The 21,318-nt window shown below is 47.2% G+C and carries 12 protein-coding genes; 9 read left to right on the plus strand and 3 right to left on the minus strand.

Annotated elements, in window-relative coordinates:
• Positions 1–427: 427 nt before the first annotated feature.
• The 4 genes from murC to QUA74_RS21340 all read left to right on the plus strand — a co-directional run bounded on the left by murC (position 428) and on the right by QUA74_RS21340 (position 4,179).
• The gene (murC, locus tag QUA74_RS21325) at positions 428–1,984 is read left to right on the plus strand and encodes a UDP-N-acetylmuramate--L-alanine ligase (RefSeq protein WP_333333238.1); all 1,557 of its coding nucleotides are present in this window, start codon (positions 428–430) and stop codon (positions 1,982–1,984) included.
• A gap of 150 nt (positions 1,985–2,134) precedes the next feature.
• Positions 2,135–3,091, plus strand: coding sequence for a UDP-N-acetylmuramate dehydrogenase (gene murB / locus QUA74_RS21330; RefSeq protein ID WP_333144613.1), 957 nt, complete (start codon positions 2,135–2,137; stop codon positions 3,089–3,091).
• A 62-nt stretch (positions 3,092–3,153) separates the two neighbouring features.
• Complete coding sequence (locus tag QUA74_RS21335; RefSeq protein WP_006634273.1) at positions 3,154–3,504, plus strand: YbaB/EbfC family nucleoid-associated protein; 351 nt, start codon at positions 3,154–3,156, stop codon at positions 3,502–3,504.
• Positions 3,505–3,675: 171 nt separating this feature from the next.
• On the plus strand, positions 3,676–4,179 hold the full coding sequence (locus QUA74_RS21340) for a low molecular weight protein-tyrosine-phosphatase (protein ID WP_333333240.1): 504 nt from the start codon (positions 3,676–3,678) through the stop codon (positions 4,177–4,179).
• A 1-nt stretch (position 4,180) separates the two neighbouring features.
• Here the strand turns inward: QUA74_RS21340 and QUA74_RS21345 are convergent, their stop codons facing one another.
• The 3 genes from QUA74_RS21345 to QUA74_RS21355 all read right to left on the minus strand — a co-directional run bounded on the left by QUA74_RS21345 (position 4,181) and on the right by QUA74_RS21355 (position 8,034).
• Positions 4,181–5,581 (minus strand): hypothetical protein, encoded by a 1,401-nt coding sequence (locus tag QUA74_RS21345; RefSeq protein WP_333333242.1) that lies wholly within the window; start codon positions 5,579–5,581, stop codon positions 4,181–4,183.
• 62 nt (positions 5,582–5,643) lie between these two features.
• Positions 5,644–6,378, minus strand: coding sequence for a DNA-binding response regulator (locus QUA74_RS21350; RefSeq protein WP_333333244.1), 735 nt, complete (start codon positions 6,376–6,378; stop codon positions 5,644–5,646).
• 63 nt (positions 6,379–6,441) lie between these two features.
• Positions 6,442–8,034, minus strand: coding sequence for a glucose-6-phosphate isomerase (locus QUA74_RS21355; protein ID WP_333333246.1), 1,593 nt, complete (start codon positions 8,032–8,034; stop codon positions 6,442–6,444).
• Positions 8,035–8,497: 463 nt separating this feature from the next.
• Between QUA74_RS21355 and dusB the strand changes: the two genes are divergently transcribed.
• The 5 genes from dusB to QUA74_RS21380 all read left to right on the plus strand — a co-directional run bounded on the left by dusB (position 8,498) and on the right by QUA74_RS21380 (position 21,184).
• On the plus strand, positions 8,498–9,508 hold the full coding sequence (gene dusB / locus QUA74_RS21360; protein WP_333333248.1) for a tRNA dihydrouridine synthase DusB: 1,011 nt from the start codon (positions 8,498–8,500) through the stop codon (positions 9,506–9,508).
• 99 nt (positions 9,509–9,607) lie between these two features.
• On the plus strand, positions 9,608–10,528 hold the full coding sequence (gene argF, locus QUA74_RS21365; RefSeq protein WP_333333251.1) for an ornithine carbamoyltransferase: 921 nt from the start codon (positions 9,608–9,610) through the stop codon (positions 10,526–10,528).
• 718 nt (positions 10,529–11,246) lie between these two features.
• Positions 11,247–12,440, plus strand: a complete 1,194-nt coding sequence (locus QUA74_RS21370; protein WP_333333253.1) for a transposase — start codon at positions 11,247–11,249, stop codon at positions 12,438–12,440.
• A 152-nt stretch (positions 12,441–12,592) separates the two neighbouring features.
• Positions 12,593–19,459 (plus strand): PAS domain S-box protein, encoded by a 6,867-nt coding sequence (locus QUA74_RS21375; RefSeq protein ID WP_333333254.1) that lies wholly within the window; start codon positions 12,593–12,595, stop codon positions 19,457–19,459.
• Positions 19,460–19,462: 3 nt separating this feature from the next.
• Positions 19,463–21,184: an EAL domain-containing protein gene (locus tag QUA74_RS21380; RefSeq protein ID WP_333333256.1), complete on the plus strand. Its 1,722-nt coding sequence runs from the start codon at positions 19,463–19,465 to the stop codon at positions 21,182–21,184.
• Positions 21,185–21,318 lie beyond the last annotated feature (134 nt).

Consider the following 21,318-nt stretch of genomic DNA (forward strand, 5'->3'; position numbering starts at 1 on the left):
CGTACAACTAGATAAATGACTACAAAATGAGCGAAATTTTGTTGTTCGTGGTAGTGTTTGTAAATCCTTATGGGTTTTACCCTCAATCTTGGTAGAAAGGTTGTGGGGCTTTTGCTGCCGTATCCCAGCACAGCAGGCGGATCGAAATAGAAAGAATGCAGGAGTATGCAACCACCCAAAATTAGTCTATTGGCCCAGACCCCAGACCCCGTTTTCTGTTACCTGCAATTTTCGAGCTGTGACTGTTCCGGAAAACTACTCGGTACTAAGTCATATAGGATACAAGACAAACATCTCTACAAGTCCCTCAAATCTAGGGACGCGCAGAGAATTTTGTACAAAATCTATAGCGAACTGTATCCTGAAAAAACAATTCTTGATATGATATCGCGTGTTATTGGCGTGGTGTGGTGTGTGAGGAGCAAAGATGCCGAGTTCTGTTGATTTTAGCGGTAGACCATTTCATTTCATCGGCATTGGTGGGATTGGGATGTCAGCCCTTGCCTACATTCTAGCTAAACGCAAGTTGCCTGTGTACGGCTCCGACATTAAATCGAGTCACATAACCGAGCGCTTGCAAGGAATGGGAGCTCATATTTTTTGGAGTCAAGACGCCAGCAATTTTGAATTATTTCAAACGGCCCTTAACGGTAGCAGTCCCGACTGCGGGCAACAGGAAAGGGCAGTATCCTCGATAGTCGCGGGTACGGTAGGGACTTCTGTCGCGACAGCCAAAGCTCTCCAATTGAACGGCAACGGTTCAAGCGCCCAAGCAATTCCGGGATTGCCTCAAGTAGTATGTTCGACGGCTATTCACCCAGCAAATGCCGAATATCGAGCTGCTTTAGATTTGGGCTGTCCGATTTTTCATCGATCGGATGTGTTGGCAGCGTTAATTCAAGATTACCAAAGCATAGCCGTAGCCGGGACTCATGGCAAAACTACTACTAGCAGCTTAATCGGCTTCATGCTGATGGCTGCGGGTCTAGACCCGACCATCGTAGTAGGAGGCGAGGTAAATGCTTGGGAAGGCAATGCCCGTTTGGGGGAAGGCCCCTACTTAGTGGCCGAGGCTGATGAATCCGACGGTTCTCTCGTCAAGCTGGTAGCCAAAATAGGCATAGTGACGAATGTGGAACTGGATCATCCAGACCATTACGATACCCTTGACCAGGTAATAGACACATTTAAGGTGTTTGCCCAAAACTGTCAAACCTTGGTGGGCTGCATTGACGACCAAATCGTCAAAGACTGCCTTCAGCCTGATGTCAGTTATAGCTTGCAGCCGGATAGCGGTGCGGACTACACGGCTTCGGGCGTGGAGTACGGGGCAGAAAGCACCAAGGCTCGGATTTGGGAGCGAGGAGCTTTCCTGGGGGAAATGGAGTTGAAGTTGCTGGGCACACACAATCTCAGCAATGCACTAGCTGCGGTAGCAGTGGGCCGATTGTTGGGGTTAGAGTTTTCGGCGATTGCCAAAGCGATTGCTGGCTTTGAAGGAGCTCGCCGCCGTTTTGAGGTGCGGGGTTTTCACAATGACATCCTGTTTGTGGACGACTACGCCCACCATCCTAGCGAAATTCGTGTCACCTTGGCGGCGGCTCGCTTGCGGATCGAAGGTAGCGAAAAAAATCCCAAATCCAGAAGAGTGGTTGCAATTTTTCAACCCCACCGTTACAGCCGGACTCTGACATTTTTGCCAGAATTTGCTCAATCTTTTGGGGATGCTGATTTGGTTGTGGCTTGCGATATTTATAGTGCTGGGGAACCAAATTTAGGAGAAATTAGCGGGCAGCAAGTTGCTGATTTGATTGCTAAAGAAGGCCGAGAGGTTGAGTTTGCGCCTTCCCTGGAGTCAGTCACTAAGTTTTTAACCAAAAATCTGCAACCGGGGGATTTGGCTCTGTTTTTGGGCGCTGGTAATCTGAATCAGATTATTCCAGAGGTTATGGCTTTTTATCAACAAGCCGATCGCCCCGATTAGCTCGCGAACTGAGTAGAGTTGATCGACATTATGGCATGGCACGTTGTGCCGAAACTTCTGTCGGACGGCTCGCTCAAAGGGGCGACATAAGTTAGCTAAATGGATTTTCAACCACGTCTTCGAGCGAAGGTATTTTTAAGGATTTTCAAGATGGTGACTATCTCGAATGACTCCTCTGTTAAGGACAATCGGCGAGTGTATTCTCCTATTTCTTTGCGGGGAACTGATTGCAAGATTAATTCCCAAGTTTCGCTGGCGGGCCTGACTTCCTTCCGAGTCGGTGGCCCGGCCGAGTGGTACGTTGCTCCCCGCAGTATGGAGGCTTTGCAAGCGAGTTTTGCCTGGGCTGACTCTGAAGGGGTGCCGGTGACTCTGCTGGGTGCGGGTTCTAATTTGTTGGTGAGCGATCGGGGTTTGTCCGGTTTGGTCGTCGGCACTCGCTACCTCAAACAGGTGAATTTTAATCCAGAAACAGGTCAAGTTACAGCGGGGGCGGGGGAGTCAATTCCCCGCCTCGCTTGGTTGGCGGCTAAACGCGGCTGGAAAGGTCTAGAATGGGCAGTTGGCATACCGGGCAGCGTGGGAGGGGCTGTGGTGATGAATGCAGGCGCTCACAGAGGCTGTACTGCTGATATTCTAGTCAATGCTCGCGTCCTATCCCCCGGCGGCAAGGTGGAAATTCTGACTCCCCAAGAGTTGGAGTACCGCTACCGGACTTCAGTGCTGCAAGGGGGCGATCGGCTAGTAACAGAAGCGACTTTCCAGTTGCAGCCGGGATTTGACCGATCGCAAGTAATGGCAGAAACTAATGACCATTTCAGCCAGCGGCGGACAACTCAACCTTACCACTTACCGAGCTGTGGCTCAGTCTTCCGTAACCCCGGCCCCAAGACGGCAGGTTGGTTCATCGAACAAGCGGGACTGAAGGGATATCAGATCGGCGGCGCACAAGTGGCTCAGCGCCATGCTAATTTTATTCTTAACTGCGGGTCGGCAACGGCCAATGATATTTTTCAAGTGATCCGCCACGTTCAACAGCAAGTCGAGCAGCGGTGGTCGCTGTTGTTGGAGCCAGAAGTTAGAATACTGGGAGAGTTTCCCTTCTAAGGCATCATTGAAGTAATACGGAAACGGCAGACTGCCAGCCCACACACCATCACAAAGTAGTTATGACAAAATCAGGACAAGGATTTGGCTTCGGCCTGGGAAAAATGAAAGAACTGACTGAAGCTTTCAAAAAAGCTCAGCAGGTTCAAGAAGGAGCTAAAAAGCTCCAAGAAGAGTTGGATGTAATGGAAATTGAGGGAACTGCCGGCGGCGGCTTGGTCAAGGTTTTTCTCAGCGGCAACCAAGAACCCCGCCGCGTGGAAATCTCACCGGATGCCCTCGGTGAAGGTGCTGATGTGGTTTCTGAACTCGTCACGGTGGCGATGCAGGATGCTTACGCTAAGTCTACGATGACGATGCGGGAAAAAATGGAAGAACTTACCGGCGGACTAAATCTCCCCGGTTTCGGTTAGTCATTAGTCATCAGTCATCAGTCATTAGTTGTTAGCTCTCTGTGTTTAAAAAGAAATCTATAGCTAATGACTGATTGATTTCTCTCAAACACGAAACTTTGGGAAAGAAGAAATAAAAAATTTTCTTTCTTCTTTCCCCTTAAAAATTACCAATTACTAATTATCAATTAAATGTCTTATAAGTTATTGTTTGTCTGCCTCGGAAACATCTGCCGATCGCCCTCAGCAGAAAATATTATGAATCACTTAATTGAACAAGCTGGTTTGAGCGATCGTATCACCTGCGATTCTGCCGGAACTGCTAGCTATCACATTGGCAGCCCCCCTGACAGGCGGATGGCATTAGCGGCTAGGAAGCGAGACATTGAATTGTTAGGCGAAGCCCGCCAATTTGCCAGGAAAGATTTTGAAAGTTTTGATTTGATTCTGGCGATGGATCGGGACAATTATCGCAATATTCTTGCCCTGGATGCTGCTGGAAAGTATAAAGATAAAGTGCGGTTGATGTGCGATTTTTGCCAGAAATACGACCTTAAAGAAGTGCCAGATCCTTACTACGGTGGCCCGGAGGGATTCGATCGAGTAATTGATTTGCTGCACGATGCTTCCGAGGGTTTGTTAGAGTACGTTGTCAGTCAGGAAAAATTAACAGTTGGCGCTCCGCAATTAATTTAAATTAAAAAAGTGCCTTTTTCCGCCCGAATATTAGCAATGCTGTAGGGGGGACAACGGTAACAAAACTCGTAACTAGGGAGATCAGAGTTGTTCCAGCTCCCCCTCCCAAAATGATACTGGGTGACAAAGAAAAAGTTAAACTTGTCAATACAAAATTGGGAGAATTGATACTCAAAGCAGCAATTGGCAGCAAAATAGATGGATACCAAGGCATTAGCCAAGGTGTAGCAAACAAAAACAAAGTCAGAGTCGTCCATCCAATATCTGATACCAAATTAATTTCCGAATCTTTTTTGCGGAATAATGATTTAATTAACGTCCCTGCATAGTAAACAATCCAGCTCAAATACGCAAAATATTTGAGGAATGATAGAATACTTTCCCTAGTTTCAACACTTACATTTGGCAAAAAATTCAGAAATAAATTGATTCCATGCTGAAAAGATCGAGCGGTCGCCCCGGCGGTTCCCGGATTTAAAAGACTTCTCCAAGCTGAAACTGTTGGCATAAATGTATAAGTTATCACCGCGATAATTAATAAAGAAAGCAAGACTGATGCTGCTACATCTTTCCACCGACGCTGCTTGCAGAGGAAAGCAACAACTAAGGGTAACCAAATTATAGGTAAGGTTTTTACTAAAAAACCTACCCAAATTGCTAAAATTGCCAAAACATAACGTTGGTAATAAATACATCCTATTAAAACGATCAATGTATTGGCAAGAAGAACGTCAAGGTGAGCATTAGCTATTTGCTCGTTCAATAGCATGGGATTGACTAAATATGCCATTGTTATGAGGTTGCGGTTTTCAGCATTTGTTAGCAACCGCCAAATTAAGTAGGCATTGAGCGTGTGTACCAACACGCAGATTATTTTAAAAATATAAACTGCTAGTAAAGGGCTAATGACTCCACCAAGTGCTGATAGGGCAAAAAAGAATAAAGAAACGGGGCCGTAGGTAGAAGTTTGCCCCCAGTGGAGGAAGGGAGATACGTTAGAAATTAAGGTATCGGGATTATTCAGATAAGGATTAATTTTATTTAAGCTCATTGTTCCGTAGTGCAAGTAAATATAAATGTCACTGCTTTGGGGATAAGCTATGAGAGCAAGTGCCAGAAAGGAGATTGCATACTTGCAAATGTCTAGAAACCTGGAACTTGTCTGTTTTTTTTGAATTAACCAAATAATATATGTAACTGTTGCTATCAAGTAGGAACCGTTAATTAGAACTCGGATGAGGCTGAAACCGCTGGTAGGGAAATCGTGATAGTTGTCTCCACCCTGTAAAACGCTGTAATACTTGGTGATTCCCATTGAGGTCATGGCCATACAGAAAATTATGGAAGCTGCTAATGCTGCAGCATATAGAATTTTCTGATTTTTTAAGTAATTGTTGACCATGATGTTATTTATTCAGTGTGGTAAGTAAGTGCAGGTAATTTTCTTGCCCAGAGCGTTGGCGGTTATCTGACTAAATGGTGTTCCATCGCAAAGCGAACGAGTTCTGCTCGGTTGTTGCTTTCAGTTTTTCTAAACAAGCTGCTGACGTGCTTTTCGATCGTTCGAGGGCTGAGGTGGAGTGTGGAGCCTATTTGAATATTAGAAAGACCTTCTGTCAGCAAATCTAGCACTTGTCGCTCTCGCTGAGTCAAAGTCGGAGCATTTTGGCTGGGAGAGGCCCGTGAAGCGGAGCTATCCCGTAGGGAATCGCCTGTGTTTGACTTTTGAGTTAAAAAATCTGCTTCTGGCTTGTCATTGGCTCTGCTGCGTGTCTCTGTTGGCGTTGGTTCGGGTTCCGGGGAACGAGAGGGCGCCTGAGCGATTAGAGCGTAGCGATCGAGCAAAGAGCGAATTACCGCCCCCAATTCTTGGAGTTCAAAAGGCTTAGCCAGATAATTGTCGCACCCCATCTGATAGCCGCGAATCCGTTCCTGCGTGCTCGTGCGTTCCGTCAAAAAAATCACCGGCAGCAAGCGGAAAGAGGGACGAGTCCGAACTCGCCGCACAAATTCGTAGCCATCCATCTCCGGCATTGTAATGTCGGTAACAATCAAGTGCGGCTGAAATTCATCTACCAAGCCTAAAGCTTCTTTGCCGTTCTCAGCAGCGATTACAGAGTATCCGGTAATTTCCAGATAATCAGTAATCGACAAGCGAGTCGCGAAATCGTCGTCAGCAACCAGAATCGTTAATGGCATGGGGGAATTAAAAATTAAACATTAAAAGTGAAATTAGTCACTTTTAATGTTTAATTCTACTGTTTAATTCTCTTGATAACTTGCAGTTAAAGTCGCCGGTTGTCCTAATTTGCCCTCCAAAGCTACGCCGCGCCCGTTGGCTGCCAAATGCCGCAGAGTTTTGTAAATTGTCTCGATTTGCTCTGGTCTTCCTGCTTTTTTTGCTAGTTCTGTTACAGAAAGAGGTTTTTGGGCGTCTTTGAGCACTTGCAGTACCCGTTGCTGCAAGTCCAATACAGCAGCGGCTGCTTTTTTGCCTGCTTCGACGCCCGGTTGGTGATAGGCATTGACATTCACCAAAGAACCGTAAAAACCTACGGCTCTTTCGTAGAGGGCGATTAATGCTCCTACTGTCCGAGGGTTGACTTGGGGAATGGTGACAGTAATTGAATCTCGGTGATTTTCGTACAAAGCTTGTCGAGTTCCCTGCAACAAACCCGACAAATAATCTCCTGAAGTGACGCCTGTTTCTACTTCTGGGGAAATGCCTTGCCTGTCTTGCAAAACTTCGATAAATGTTAGGAAGAAATTCGCCACGCCGTCTCGGAGTTGCTGGACGTAAGCGTGTTGGTCGGTGGTGCCTTTGTTGCCGTAAACTGCGATTCCTTGATGAACTGTGTTGCCGTCTAAATCTTCCTGTTTGCCGATCGATTCCATGACTAATTGCTGCAAGTAGCGGCTGAACAATAGCAGTGAATCTTTATACGGCAAAACTACCATATCTTTTTCGCCACGTCCGTTGCAAGCAAAATACCAGGACATTGCTAACAAAGCGGCGGGATTATGTTTGATTTCGGTGGTTCTGGTAGCTTCGTCCATGACTTTAGCGCCGTCGAGCATCGCCCGAATGTCGATGCCTTGCAAAGCTGCGGGCAAAAGTCCGACTGCTGACAATTCGGAAGTGCGTCCTCCCACCCAATCTGCCATTGGAAAAGTGGTAATCCAGCCTTCGGATTTGGCTAATTTGTCTAGTTGGCTGTCAACTCCGGTGATGGCAATTGCTTGTTTGGCAAAATCCAGTTTTTCGGTGGCGAAGGCTTTTTGAACTTCGATCATCCCGTTGCGGGGTTCGGGGGTGCCGCCGGATTTGGAGATTGTAATTACTAGGGTGCTGGCGAGTTTGTCTTTGATTTTGTTGAGAATTCGATCGATCCCAGCGGGATCTGTGTTGTCGATAAAATGAATTGCTAGGGGCGGAATGTCTGGGGATAAAGCTTCGGCGACAAATTGGGGACCCAGGGCAGAACCACCGATGCCGATCGAAATTATGTCGGTAAATTGCGGAGCAAAGGGCGGTTTAATATCGCGGTTTTGAACTTTTTTGACAAATGCTTCGACTTGTGCTATGCCTTCGACTATTTCTTGTTTTAATTCTGGAGTGGGAGCTAAATCGGGGTTTCGCAGCCAGTAGTGGCCCACCATGCGGTTTTCGTCTGGATTGGCGATCGCACCTGCTTCCAAAGCTGCCAAATCTTTGAAAGCTTTGTCAAATTTGGGCTTCAGTGCTGCTGCGAAAGCGTCGTCGAATCCCATGCGGCTGATATCGAGGTAAAGTCCCAATCCCTCGTGATAGTAAAGCCAGTCTTGATAGCGTTGCCAGAGTGCTGCGGCGTCCATAGGAATTCTCTACAATTTTTTTAATGTTCGATCGGCGTCGTCAGGAATCCACCAATTGTAGTTTAAAACGATCTGATGTACGGCTTTTGCAGAATCGCAATAAATTTAAGCATTAATCGTCTGAAGGCAGCCGGAGCATTCGGCAGGCAGAGCATTCGGCCGAATTAAACAAGAAAAATATGACTTGGGCAACACTCTTAGTAGGTAGATCCCCCATTAATGGCCACACCCCATAGATAGAGCGAAGTGGCACAGAGATTTAACTGTGGTCGGGGTTGCCCTTTGGACTCTGGTTTCACAATATTCAAATTCGGGCGATGGGGATATGTAAAATAGGCATTGTGGTTAGGTTAAATATACTTTTAGCTGTCAGTCAATAATCGGCTAAAAATATAGTTAACAACGGTCAACTATCTGAAGTGTAGTATAATATACAGATATTAGAATTAAAGTGCGATCGACTATGCTTACTCTATCTCCAGAATTACAAGAAAGATTAGCAACTCCGCTCAAAATCGGCGATTTTGAAGTTAAAAGCCGCGTCCTGCAATCGCCCTTATCCGGCGTTACCGATTTGGTATTTCGCCGCCTAGTGCGCCGCTACGCGCCGGATTCGATGATGTACACGGAAATGGTGAACGCTACGGGTTTGCACTACGTGAAGCAACTGCCAAGAATTATGGAAGTTGACCCGAACGAGCGTCCGATTAGCATTCAATTGTTTGACTGCCGGCCGGATTTCTTGGCAGAAGCGGCGCAGAAAGCAGTGGCAGAAGGAGCGGATACTGTTGATATTAATATGGGCTGTCCGGTTAACAAAATTACTAAAAACGGCGGCGGTTCTTCCCTGCTGCGAGACCCGGAAACAGCCGAGGCAATTGTGCGGGCTGTTGTGGAAGCGGTAGATGTTCCTGTCACTGTTAAAACTAGAATCGGTTGGACTGACAAAGAAATTAATATTTTGGAATTTGCGAAGCGGATGGAAGATGCGGGAGCAAAAATGATTACCGTGCACGGCCGCACTCGATCGCAAGGTTACACCGGCCCGGCAAAATGGGAGTGGATTCGCCGAGTGAAAGAAGTTTTATCGATTCCAGTTATTGCTAACGGGGATATTTTTTCAGTGGAAGCAGCGATGCGATGTCTGGAAGAAACCGGCGCTGATGGAGTGATGTGTTCGCGGGGAACTTTGGGCTATCCTTTTTTGGTGGGAGAAGTTGATTATTTCTTGAAAACTGGTGTGGAAAAGATAGCTCCGACACCAATTGAACGGCTCGAATGTGCTAAGGAACATTTGCGGGCTTTGTGGGAATATAAAGGTGAAAGCGGTGTCTGCCAAGCGCGCAAGCACTTAACCTGGTATGCTAAGGGCTTCCCCGGCGCTGGGGAATTGCGCGGCGTGTTGGCTGTGGTAGAAACGGTTGAACAAGGTTGCGATTCGATCGATCGCGCGATCGAGCAATTGCCCGCATAAACCTTACCCGCAGATGTCAATTAGGGATTACAGAAACAAAATTCACCTCTGCGGGCTAAGATTTAAGACAAAGTTAAAAATTTGTGTGTGGGGGAAAGCATGGATTCCTTAAAAGGGCGAGATTTATTAAGTCTGGCAGATTTAAGCATTGACGAATTAAATTATTTGCTGGATCTAGCAACCAGTTTAAAATCGGGAATGGTCAAGCTGAAACGCAATAAAGTTCTCGGCTTGTTATTTTCCAAAGCTTCAACGCGAACGCGGGTAAGTTTTACGGTGGCAATGTATAAATTGGGAGGGCAAGTGATTGACCTTAATCCCAACGTTACCCAAGTCAGCCGCGGTGAACCTTTGGTAGATACAGCCAGGGTTTTAGACAGATATTTAGACATTTTGGCGATTCGGACTTTCGAGCAAAAGGATTTAGCAACTTTTGCCAACTATGCGAAAATTCCTGTGATTAATGCGCTGACAGATGACGAACACCCATGTCAAGTGCTGGCGGATTTAATGACAGTAAAAGAGTGTTTTGGCAAGCTAGAAGGATTGACCCTGACTTATTTTGGCGACGGTAACAACATGGCAAATTCGCTCATGTTGGGCTGTGCAATGACCGGGATAAATGTCAGAATTGCTTGTCCTGAAGATTTCGGCCCGAATATTGAGATTGTGGAAAAAGCTAAGGCAATTGCTCAGGGAAAAACAGAAGTTACTGTGACTGCTGATGCGGAATCTGCTGCTAAAAATTCTCAAGTGATTTATACTGATGTTTGGGCGAGTATGGGACAGGAAGAGGAAGCAAAAATCAGGATTCCTTTGTTTGAACCCTATCAGGTAAACGAACAATTGCTGAAGTTAGCAGATAAAAATGCAATTGTATTGCACTGTTTGCCCGCACACCGGGATGAAGAGATTACCGATGCAGTGATTGAAGGCAGTCAATCGCGCGTTTGGGATCAGGCAGAAAATCGGATGCACGCTCAGCAAGCTTTGCTTGCAAGCATTCTAGAAAGCGATTAGGAATAGAGAAGGGAAGAGAAGAATCGGCGGTTGAAACCGCGTCTACACAAACTCTGGTCCTAGCAGAGGGGGACTGAAAAATAAGAGAAAAGCCATTCTCTCTATCTCTTCTCTTTCTCTGCGCCCTCTGTGGTTAATAAAAAAACATAAGTAAGTCTGTGCTAAAAAAAACTATGTTAAAATAATAAGTAAATATAAAAAATATATCTACTAAAATAACTCAATATAGAGGCGCTCGATTAAGGTTCATACATCTTGTTATTGCCCACATATTGTTCAGAAATGAACCCAATTGAATAGGAGTGGCAACACATTAAAAAAGATGAAGAAGTAGGAAAAATGTTGGATGACGAGCTAAGCTGTTGTGCATCTAATTTGACAGTCAATTTTTCTACAATTATTGTGGAACTGGCCGGAGAACCCGGATCTGGATTCAATTTAAATGCGTAGCAGCTTAGAACACTTGCCTACGGAGTCATTCAGGGAGTGGAAACTAGAGGAGAAAGAGGAAACTACAGCACGAAACGGATAAAATTTAACTCCAATCACGACTCTTAATATTCAGTTACATACTTATAAAATTTCCCCGCCTACTTACCAAGAAATTGGGTCTAAAGCCCCGTCCTTATAGGACGGCTTTAATTACAAAGATCGTAAAAATTTGTTAAATGCACAGATTTGTAAGTAAAAGTTTCAGTAAAAATGATAAACTATTTCAATGATAGTATTAGAGTTTAAGTTGAAAGGCAAAGCAGAGCAATATCGGATCATTGACGACATGATTCGGACGGCTCAATTTGTCCGAAATAAAACTCTTAGACATTGGGTAGACAATCAAGGAATTAAGCTAGTAGACCTGTACAAACAATGCGCCGTTATGGCGAAAGAGTTTGAATGGGCAGGCAAGCTTAACTCAACGGCACGTCAAGCTTCGGCGGAACGTACCATTTTTGCTATCCAACGTTTCTTTGCCAATTGCAAAGCCAAGAAACCAGGGAAAAAAGGATACCCACAGTTCAAGAAACACACTCGCTCCGTTGAGTACAAGCAGTCGGGTTGGTCGCTTTCTAATAACAAAAGATGCCTAACATTTAAGGATGGTTTTGCTGCTGGGAAGTTCAAGTTAATCGGCAGTCGGGATTTGCATTTCTATGCACCCGATGAGATTAAGCGAATTAGAGTAGTGCGTCGTGCCGACGGATACTATGCCCAATTCTGCATCAACGTTGAACGAAAAGAGGAACCCATTTCTACTGGTAAGTTTATTGGCATAGATGTCGGGTTAAACCACTTCTATACCGACAGCGACGGTGAAACAGTTCCTAATCCTCGGTATCTCAAAAAAAGTGAAAAAGCTTTAAAGAGATTGCAGAAGCGAGTTTCTCGGAAAAAGAAAGGTTCTAAAAACCGGAAAAAAGCGATCGACAAGTTAGGAAGAAAGCACTTAAAGGTTAGTCGGCAGCGTAAAGACTTCGCCATAAAGACGGCGTTGTGCGTGGTGAAATCTAACGATTTCGTAGCCTACGAAGAGCTTCAGGTGCGGAACATGGTCAAAAACCACAAGCTTGCTAAGTCAATTAGCGATGCGGCGTGGTCACTGTTTGCTCAATGGTTGGAATATTTTGGGAAAGTGTACAGCAAAACAGTAATTGCTGTTCCACCTCAGTACACTTCCCAAGATTGTTCAAATTGTGGCAATTCAGTCAAGAAAGCTCTGTCAACTCGAACTCATATTTGTGGTTGCGGTACGGTACTAGATCGCGACCATAATGCCGGAAGAAATATTTTGGCAAAGGGATTGAAGCAGGCAGGAATCAATTTAAATACGGTGGGGCACACCGGAATTCACGCTGGGGGACAGGGCGATCTCTACTTGTTGGTGGCGACATCAACGAGCAAATTGACTGGCTGATCCAAGAATCCCCTCGCCTTTAGGCAGGGGAGTGTCAATTAACACCAGTTCATGGGAAGGACGGATACAATTAGGCATAAACCTACGCAAAATGACCTGATGTACACAGACGTGCAGAGATTCTGTGATACAGATTCTAACCCTATAAACCCATGTTCATTCGTACTACGGCTCTCACTCCAGTAGAACTCAGGGCTGCGATCGTCCGGGAACCCTTGGTGGTTTCACCGGATACAACAGTGATGGATGCGATCGCCCAGATGAGTGGCATGCGAGCTATCTGTGATGCCGCCAAAACTGTGGATGGACAACGGGCTCAACTCCATCTAGAGGTACGGTCAAGCTGCGTATTGGTCATGGAAGACAGGCAGTTGCTCGGTATTTTGACAGAGCGGGACGTGGTGCTACTGAGTGCTCAGCAGCGTTCCTTAGAGAATTTGGCAATTCGGGAGGTGATGCTCCATCCAGTCGTCACCCTGCACGAGTCTGCCTTGACCGATTTATTTTTTGCTATTAGTTTGCTCCAGCAGTATCACATTCGCCATTTGCCCATCCTAGATGAGCACGATCGCCTCGTGGGGATCGTGACTCATGAAAGTCTGCGGCAAACCTCCCGACCAATTGACCTGTTGCGGTTGCGGCTGGTGTCTGAGGTGATGACGAGTGATGTCATTTGTGTTGCACCAGATACTTCCATGCTCGCGATCGCCCAACGGATGTCCCAGCACCGCGTCAGTTCCGTCATGATTCTAGAACCGGGCGATCGACCAGAACGGCTGCAAATTCCGGTGGGGATTGTTACCGAGCGGGATATTGTACAATTTCAGGCATTGGGCTTGGACCAGGAAACCTGTACGGCACAGGGGGTAATGAGTACGCCGATTTTCGCCGTTAGACCCGACGATTCGCTCTGGACTGTGCAGCAGATGATGGAGCAGCGATCGAGCGGGCGGTTGGCAGTGACGAGCGAGCAAGGGGAGTTATTGGGCATCGTCACCCAGACCAGTTTGCTGCAAGCCCTCAACCCGCTGGAACTCTACAAGCTGGCCCAGAAGTTGGAAGAGAAAGTGGTGCGCCAAGAGGCGGAGAAGATTCAAATGCTGGAAAATATCATAGAGGAGCAAGTTGAAGCCCGGACGATCGCCCTAAAAGCTAAGGCCGGGCGAGAAAAATTAGTCGCAGAGCTAGCCACGCAAATTTACTCGTCCCTGAGCCTGCAAACGATTCTGGATACGACTGTCGAGCAGGTGCGGCAAGTGTTGGGCTGCGATCGCGTCAATATTTGGCAGTTTGAAGCCGATGGGCAAGTCAGTGCCGTAGCAGAATCCACCGACTCGTCCCTGTCTCTGATCGGCGAACGGATCGAGGACACCTGGTTTAAGCAAGACCAGGCTGAGATGTATCGCCTGGGGCGGATTCACGTTGTGCCGGATATCTACACGATCGCAATGTCAGACTGTCACAGAAATCTGCTGATCCGCCTCCAAACGCGAGCCAAAATTTTAGTACCTCTTCTGTGTGGCGATAAACTGTGGGGCTTGCTTAATGCCAGCGAAAGCCAGCATCCCCGCGAGTGGCAACCGGAAGAAATCGAACTCGTGCAAGCCTTATCGGTGCATCTGGCGATCGCCCTTGGGCAAGCTACCACCCACCAAAAATTGCAGGAAGAACTGACGGAACGACGGCAAGCCGAAGCCCGCCTGCGAGAGAGCGAACAACGCTATGCTACTCTTGCGGCTGCGGCTCCAGTGGGGATTTTTCGCACCGACCCTGCGGGGCTATGCACATATATCAACGAGCGCTACTTTCAACTCACCGGACTCACACCAGAAGCTGCCATTGGGAACGGATGGCAACAAGCGCTACACCCCGACGATCACGATTGGGTCATCGCCGAATGGGAGCAATTCATCCAAGACCAACAGCCTTTTCAGCTCGAATATCGCTTTCAAAGTCCCGACTGTGTGGTGACGTGGATCTATGGGCAGTCCGTCGCTGAACAGGATGCCAAGGGGCAAATAGTCGGCTATTTGGGCACAGTTACAGATATTACCGATCGCAAACAAGCTGAAGCCCACCTGCAAGAGAGCGAAGAACGCTACGCCACCTTAGTGGAAGCGTCTCCAGTGGGGATTTTTCGCACCGATGCTGCGGGCAACTGCATCTATGTTAACGATCGCTGGTGTCAGATTAGCGGACTCACCCCAACAAGCGCCTTCGGAGACGGATGGCGAGAAGGGCTACACCCCGACGATCGCGTCGCGATCGCCACCGAATGGCAGCAATCTATCGAAGAAAATCGTCCCTTCCAGCTCGAATACCGCTTTCAACGTCCCGACGGTGGGGTGACTTGGGTCTATGGGCAGTCTGTTGCCGAACTCGATACAGAGGGGCAAGCCATCGGCTATGTAGGCACTGTTACAGATATTAGCGATCGCAAGCAAACAGAAGTCGCCCTGTCTCAACTGGCAGCTATTGTCGAGTCGTCTGCGGAGGCCATCATCAGTAAAACTTTAGATGGCGCGATCGTTAGCTGGAACGCAGGGGCAGAAAAACTATTTGGTTATCAGGCTCAGGAAGTCATCGGTCAATCGATACTCCTACTGAGGCCCACTGAACTCAGGAATGAGGAATTATCCATTCTGGAAAAAATTCAGCAAGGAGAAGCCGTTACTCATTATGAAACTGTGCGACAAAACAAAGATGGAAAGTTAATGGATATTTCGTTTACGGTTTCTCCTATTAAAGATGGGACTGGAAAGATCGTTGGCGCATCAAAAATTGCTCGGGATATTAGCGATCGCAAACAAGCAGAAGCGGCCCTGATCGAAAGCGAAGCCCAAAGCCGAGCCATATTAGCAGCCATTCCAGACTTCATGTTTCGCGTGGGTGCCGATGGTATTTATCGGGGGGGCGTGACAGCCAATCGTGAGATTGACTTTCTCCCCATAGATTTCGATTCTACTGGTTTCGCGATGGTAGATGTTATGCCAGCAGAGATTGCAACCCGACATCTACACTACCTAGAACAAGCCTTACGCACAGGAGAACTGCAAATTTATGAACAACAGGTGCAGATAGGCGATCGCTTTCACGATGAAGAGGTCAGAGTTGTCAAAAGCAGCGAAGATGAAGCCCTGTTTATGATTCGAGACATTAGCGATCGCAAACAGGCCGAGCGACAACTGTACCAACTCAACCAACATCTAGAAGCAAAAGTCGCAGAACGCACCCAAGAGCTTTGGCAAGTCAACAGCCTGCAACGCGCTATCCTCGATGGTGCTGATTATTCCATCATTTCCACTGACCCAACTGGCATCATCCAGACCTTTAATGCCGGGGCCGAACGGATGCTGGGTTACAGTGCCGCAGAAATAGTTGGCAAAGTCACACCCGCATTCATCCACGATGTAAACGAGGTAATCGATCGGGCAGGATTGCTCTCTGTTGAACTGGGGCAAAATATTCCTCCTGGCTTTGAAGTTTTTGTTGCCCAAGCCCGCCAAGGCACGATCAGTGAAGAAGAGTGGAGCTATATTCGCAAAGATGGCTCTCGCTTTCCTGTGTCACTATCCATCACCGCCCTCAAGGACGCCAATCAGCAAATTATCGGCTTTTTAGCCATCGCCAAAGATATTAGCGATCGCAAACGAACCGCAGCAGAACTACAGAAACTATCGGATCGCCTCGCCTTGTCCCTCAAATCTGGGGCGATCGGTTGTTGGGAATGGGACATTGCACAGAACACCATCCTTGGGGATGAGCGGATGTACGAACTGTTTGGCCTCACGAAACAATCTAATTCCTATATGGTCTACGACTTGTGGATGAACAGGCTACATCCCGACGATCGCACCTCCACTGAAACATTGCTCCACCAAGCTGTTTTGGGACAGACAGAATACGATACCGAGTATCGGATCTTGCATCCCGATGGCAGCATCCACTTTGTTAAAGCATTTGGAGTGGTGGTGCGAGATGTCCAAGGCAATCCCCAGAGCATGATTGGGGTCAACTTTGATATTACCGATCGCAAACACATTGAACTGGAACGGCAGCAGTTAATTCAAGAACTCTCCGCTTTCAAACTCGCCCTCGATCATTCCGCGAGTGTCGCCATCACCGATGGTAAAGGGGTGATCTCCTACGTCAACGATCGCTTCAGTGCAGTCTCTGGCTACTCCCGCGATGAACTCATCGGCAAAACCCATCGCCTGATAAACTCTGGCTACCATCCCCCCGACTTTTTCCAAAACCTGTGGCGCACCATTGCCAGCGGTCTGATTTGGCGCGGTGAAATTTGCAACGGCACGAAGAACGGTAGCCTGTACTGGGTTGCCAGCACCATCGTCCCCTTTCTGGACGAAGGCGGGCGGCCTTTTCAGTATCTAGCCATTCACTTCGACATTACCGATCGCAAGTTAGCCGAAGCAACGCTTCAGCAGGAAAATAGTTTCCGTCAACAAATTGTAGAAAACATGGCAGAAGGGCTGTGCGTTTTCAATGAAACTGAGAAATTTCCCTTTGTCCGCTTCACGGTCTGGAATCAGCAAATGCAAGCGATTACGGGCTACACCTTAGAAGAAATCAACCACTTGGGTTTGTATCGAAGTGTGTACCCGGATTTAGAGGCTCAAGAACAGGCGATCGCCAACCTCAGACAGATACAAGAAGGGGAAAGCTTTATTGCCCAGGAAAGGGAAATCCAGCGTAAAGATGGGCAGAAACGCACAATCGCCATTTCTGCCTCAATCCTATCGAGCAACGACGGACTGATTTATATACTGGCCTTGATCCAAGACATTACCGATCGCAAACAGATTGAGGCTCAATTAGCAGAGAGTGAAGGTAAATTCCGGCAGCTAGTAGAAGGAGGTAAAGATGTGATTTGGTCATCTGATAAAGATGGCATTATCACTTATCTCTCACCGCAATTCAAGAATATTTTTGGCTGGGAAGAGAGTGAATGGATTGGTAAGCCGTTTATAGAACTGGTGCATCCAGACGATCGGCTATTAGTGTATAGTGATTATCAGCAAAATCTCAATTTTTCTAAAACGTCAACTCATTCTGAGTTCCGATATTACTACCAGGATGGTAATTATATTTGGGTGAGAACCAGCATCACAGCTATTAGAAATGCTAAAGGAGTAGTGATTAATATCCAGGGAGTTTTATCGGATATCAGCGATCGCAAACAAGCCGAATTGAGATTGGAACAACAAGCAAAACAGGAACGCTTGCTGGGATCGATTAATCAAAGGATGCGGTCATCTCTGAACCTAAACGAGATTCTCAATGTCACTGTTGAGGAAGTCCATCAGGTTTTGCAATCAGATCGAGTGCTAGTCTATCGTGTGTTTCCTGGAGGAACGGGGGCTGCCATTGCGGAATCTGTTTTGCCAAAATGGCCTAAGATTCTGGATATCGTATTTCCTGAAGAAGTTTTCCCAAAACAGAACTACGATCGCTATCTCCAAGGAAGAGTGTATGCCCTCAGCGATCGCGAAGATGAAAACCAGTCAGTCTTACCCTGCTTGATTGAATTCCTCGCATCCATCCATGTCAGAGCTAAACTTGTAGTTCCAATTATTCTGAATCAATCTCTGTGGGGATTACTGATCGCCCATCACTGCGATCGTCCGCGCCAGTGGGAAGATTGGGAAATTAATTTATTTAAACAAACGGCTAACCAATTAGCGATCGCCATTCAGCAGTCTAATCTTTTTGAGCAATTACAGACAGAATTAGCCGAACGTCAACGGGCAGAAGCTCAACTGACCGAAACAAACGCCCAACTCGGCATTTCCAACGAAGAATTAATTCGCGCTACAAGGCTCAAAGACGCATTCCTAGCCAATATGAGTCACGAACTCCGCACTCCCCTCAATGCCATTCTGGGCATGAGCGAGGGGCTACAAGATCAAGTTTTTGGCATCGTCAACGAACGACAAATTAAAGCTTTACAAACCATCGAGCGCAGTGGCTTTCACTTACTAGAATTAATCGACGACATTTTGGATGTCGCCAAAATTGAATCGGGTCAAATGGAGCTGGATTGCACCCCAGTTTCGGTCAATCATCTCTGTCAATCCAGTCTAGCATTTATCAGACAACAAGCCCTGCAAAAACGCCTCCAGCTAGAGATTAAACTGCAACTCAATCTGCCCGACTTATTAATAGATGAACGGCGCATCCGCCAAGTCTTGATCAACCTGCTCAACAACGCTGTCAAATTCACCCCAGAGGGAGGACGCATCACCCTAGAAGTCAGCCGTCAACAGCGCCCGGCCGACCCAGATTCTGCCGATTCCCCACCCGATTTTTTGGTCAAAGAGACCCTGCGAATTGCTGTCATCGATACGGGCATCGGTATTGCCCCAGAAGATATCAACAAACTGTTTCAGCCCTTTATCCAAATCGATAGCGCCCTGAATCGTCAATATACAGGCACTGGCTTGGGGCTTGCCCTGGTGAAACGCTTTGTCGAACTCCACGGGGGGCAGGTGTTGCTAACTAGCGAGGTGGGTGTAGGAAGTTGCTTCGCGATCGACCTTCCCTGCACTGCTGGTGCGCCCTCCTCTCGTGACCTAGAATCCCAGACCGATCCCCGCATCGAACCCAGCCAGCCCGAACAGGAAGGTTCTCCCTTAATCTTGCTGGCCGAAGACAACGAAGCCAATATCAGTACGGTTTCGAGCTACCTGAGAGCTAAAGGCTATCGCATTCTTTTGGCTAAGAATGGAGAGGAGGCGATCGCCCTGGCCAAGTCGGAAAACCCCAATCTAATTCTGATGGACATTCAAATGCCTGGTATGGATGGTCTAGAAGCTATGCAGCAGATTCGCCTCGATCCTAGCTTGGTCGATGTGCCGATCGTTGCCCTAACTGCCTTAGCCATGACAGGTGATCGCGATCGTTGCCTTGCCGCCGGAGCTAATGATTACCTTAGTAAACCCGTTAAGCTGAAGCAGTTAGCAGCCACCATTCAACAGCTTTTAACTTCCCAGGGAAGATAATTCATGAATGTACCATCTGTTTTGGTCATTGACGACGAACCTGATAATTTTGATGTGATTGAAACTCTCTTGAACAATCGAGACTATAAATTGCATTACGCTGCCAGCGGGCAAGAAGCGATCGATTCCTTAAACTTCTTTGAGCCAGATGTGATTTTGCTGGATGTGATGATGCCAGGGATGGATGGCATTGAAGTTTGTCAGCGCATTAAAGCTATGCCCAAATGGGAAGCTCTGCCGATCGTTATGGTAACCGCCCTGACAACCAAAACGGAGCTCGCAAGATGTTTGACGGCTGGGGCGGATGACTTTATCAGCAAGCCCGTGAATCGCTTGGAGTTAACAGCAAGGGTGCGATCGATGTTACGCATCCACCGACAATATCAGCAATTAGTAACCTTCAATGCCAGATTAGAAGCAACGGTGCAACAGCGAACCGCCCAGTTGCAAACCATGATTTTTCAGGATGCGCTCACAACGCTACCCAGTCGGACTTTCTTGCTTCAGAAGTTGGCTGAGGTTTTACAAGCTGGGGAATCCTCCTTTGCGGTGGTGTATCTAGACTGCGATCGGTTCAAACTGGTGAATGGTTCCTTTGGCTACGCTATTGGCAATCAATTGCTGATCGCCATCACAGAACGGTTACAGCATCATCTGCGCCCCGGCGACGTGTTAGCGCGTATGGGTGAGGATGAGTTTTGCTTTTTGCTGCACCAAATTGATGATGCGATCGCCCTTGAACCATTTATCCAAGCTATTCTACGGGGCTTTGACACATCGTTTGTGGTTGCCGATTGTGAACTCTTTATGACTGCTTGTATCGGCATTGCTCTAGGCAGTAGTGTTTATCAACAACCGGAAGAACCCTTGCAAGATGCTGATACGGCAATGTACAAAGCTAAACTTCGAGGTAAAGGCTGCTATCAAATCTTCGATCGCCAGATGTCTTTGGCAATGCTGAACCGCCTGACGCTGGAAAATGATTTGCAGCGAGCGCTGGAACATCAAGAGTTTGTCACTTACTACCAGCCGATTGTGAATCTTCAAACCCAAAAGGTCGTTGGATTTGAAGCACTGGTACGCTGGCAGCATCCGGATCGAGACATGGTTTTACCAGGAGAATTTATCCCCTGCATGGAGGAAACAGGGCTGATTGTGCCAGTCGGGATGCTGGTGTTGAAGCAGGCGTGTCAGCAACTGCGTGCATGGCAGCAACGGGGCTGGACTCAGTTAACCATGAGCGTAAACCTTTCTGTGCGGCAATTTACTTGCCCGACCCTCTTGGCTGATATCGATCGGGTTTTGGCAGAAACCGCCGTCAACCCCGCTCACCTGAAACTGGAAATTACCGAAAGCGCGATCGTGGACAATGCTCAGAAGGCGATCGCGCTGACTGAACAATTGCGATCGCGGCAAATTCAGATCAGCATTGATGACTTTGGGACGGGGTATTCTTCCCTGGGTTATTTGCACTGTTTTCCAGTGGATAACCTCAAAATCGATCGCTCTTTTGTCAATCAGATCCAAGCAGGAAATCGCAAATATCAAGTCGTTAACACCATTATTACTCTGAGTAATCAACTCGAACTTGCCGTCATTGCCGAAGGCATTGAAACGACTCAGCAACTTCAGTGCCTCCAACAACTCGGCTGTGAATTTGGACAGGGTTATTTATTTTCTAAACCCCTCGCGGGGGCTGAAATTGAAAGGATTTATCTCAAATAGGTTGGGTTTAGCCTTTTGCAAAATGCTCGTTGAGGCACATGGCGAAATTTCTGTCATATCGTTTCCGGTTGCATCGGAATCATAAAATAGAGTCAAGATTTAACACTCAACCATGCAGTTTTTCGACCCCGATT

This window comes from Microcoleus sp. LAD1_D3 (assembly GCF_036702135.1).
In the GTDB taxonomy this organism is placed as follows: Bacteria; Cyanobacteriota; Cyanobacteriia; order Cyanobacteriales; family Microcoleaceae; genus Microcoleus.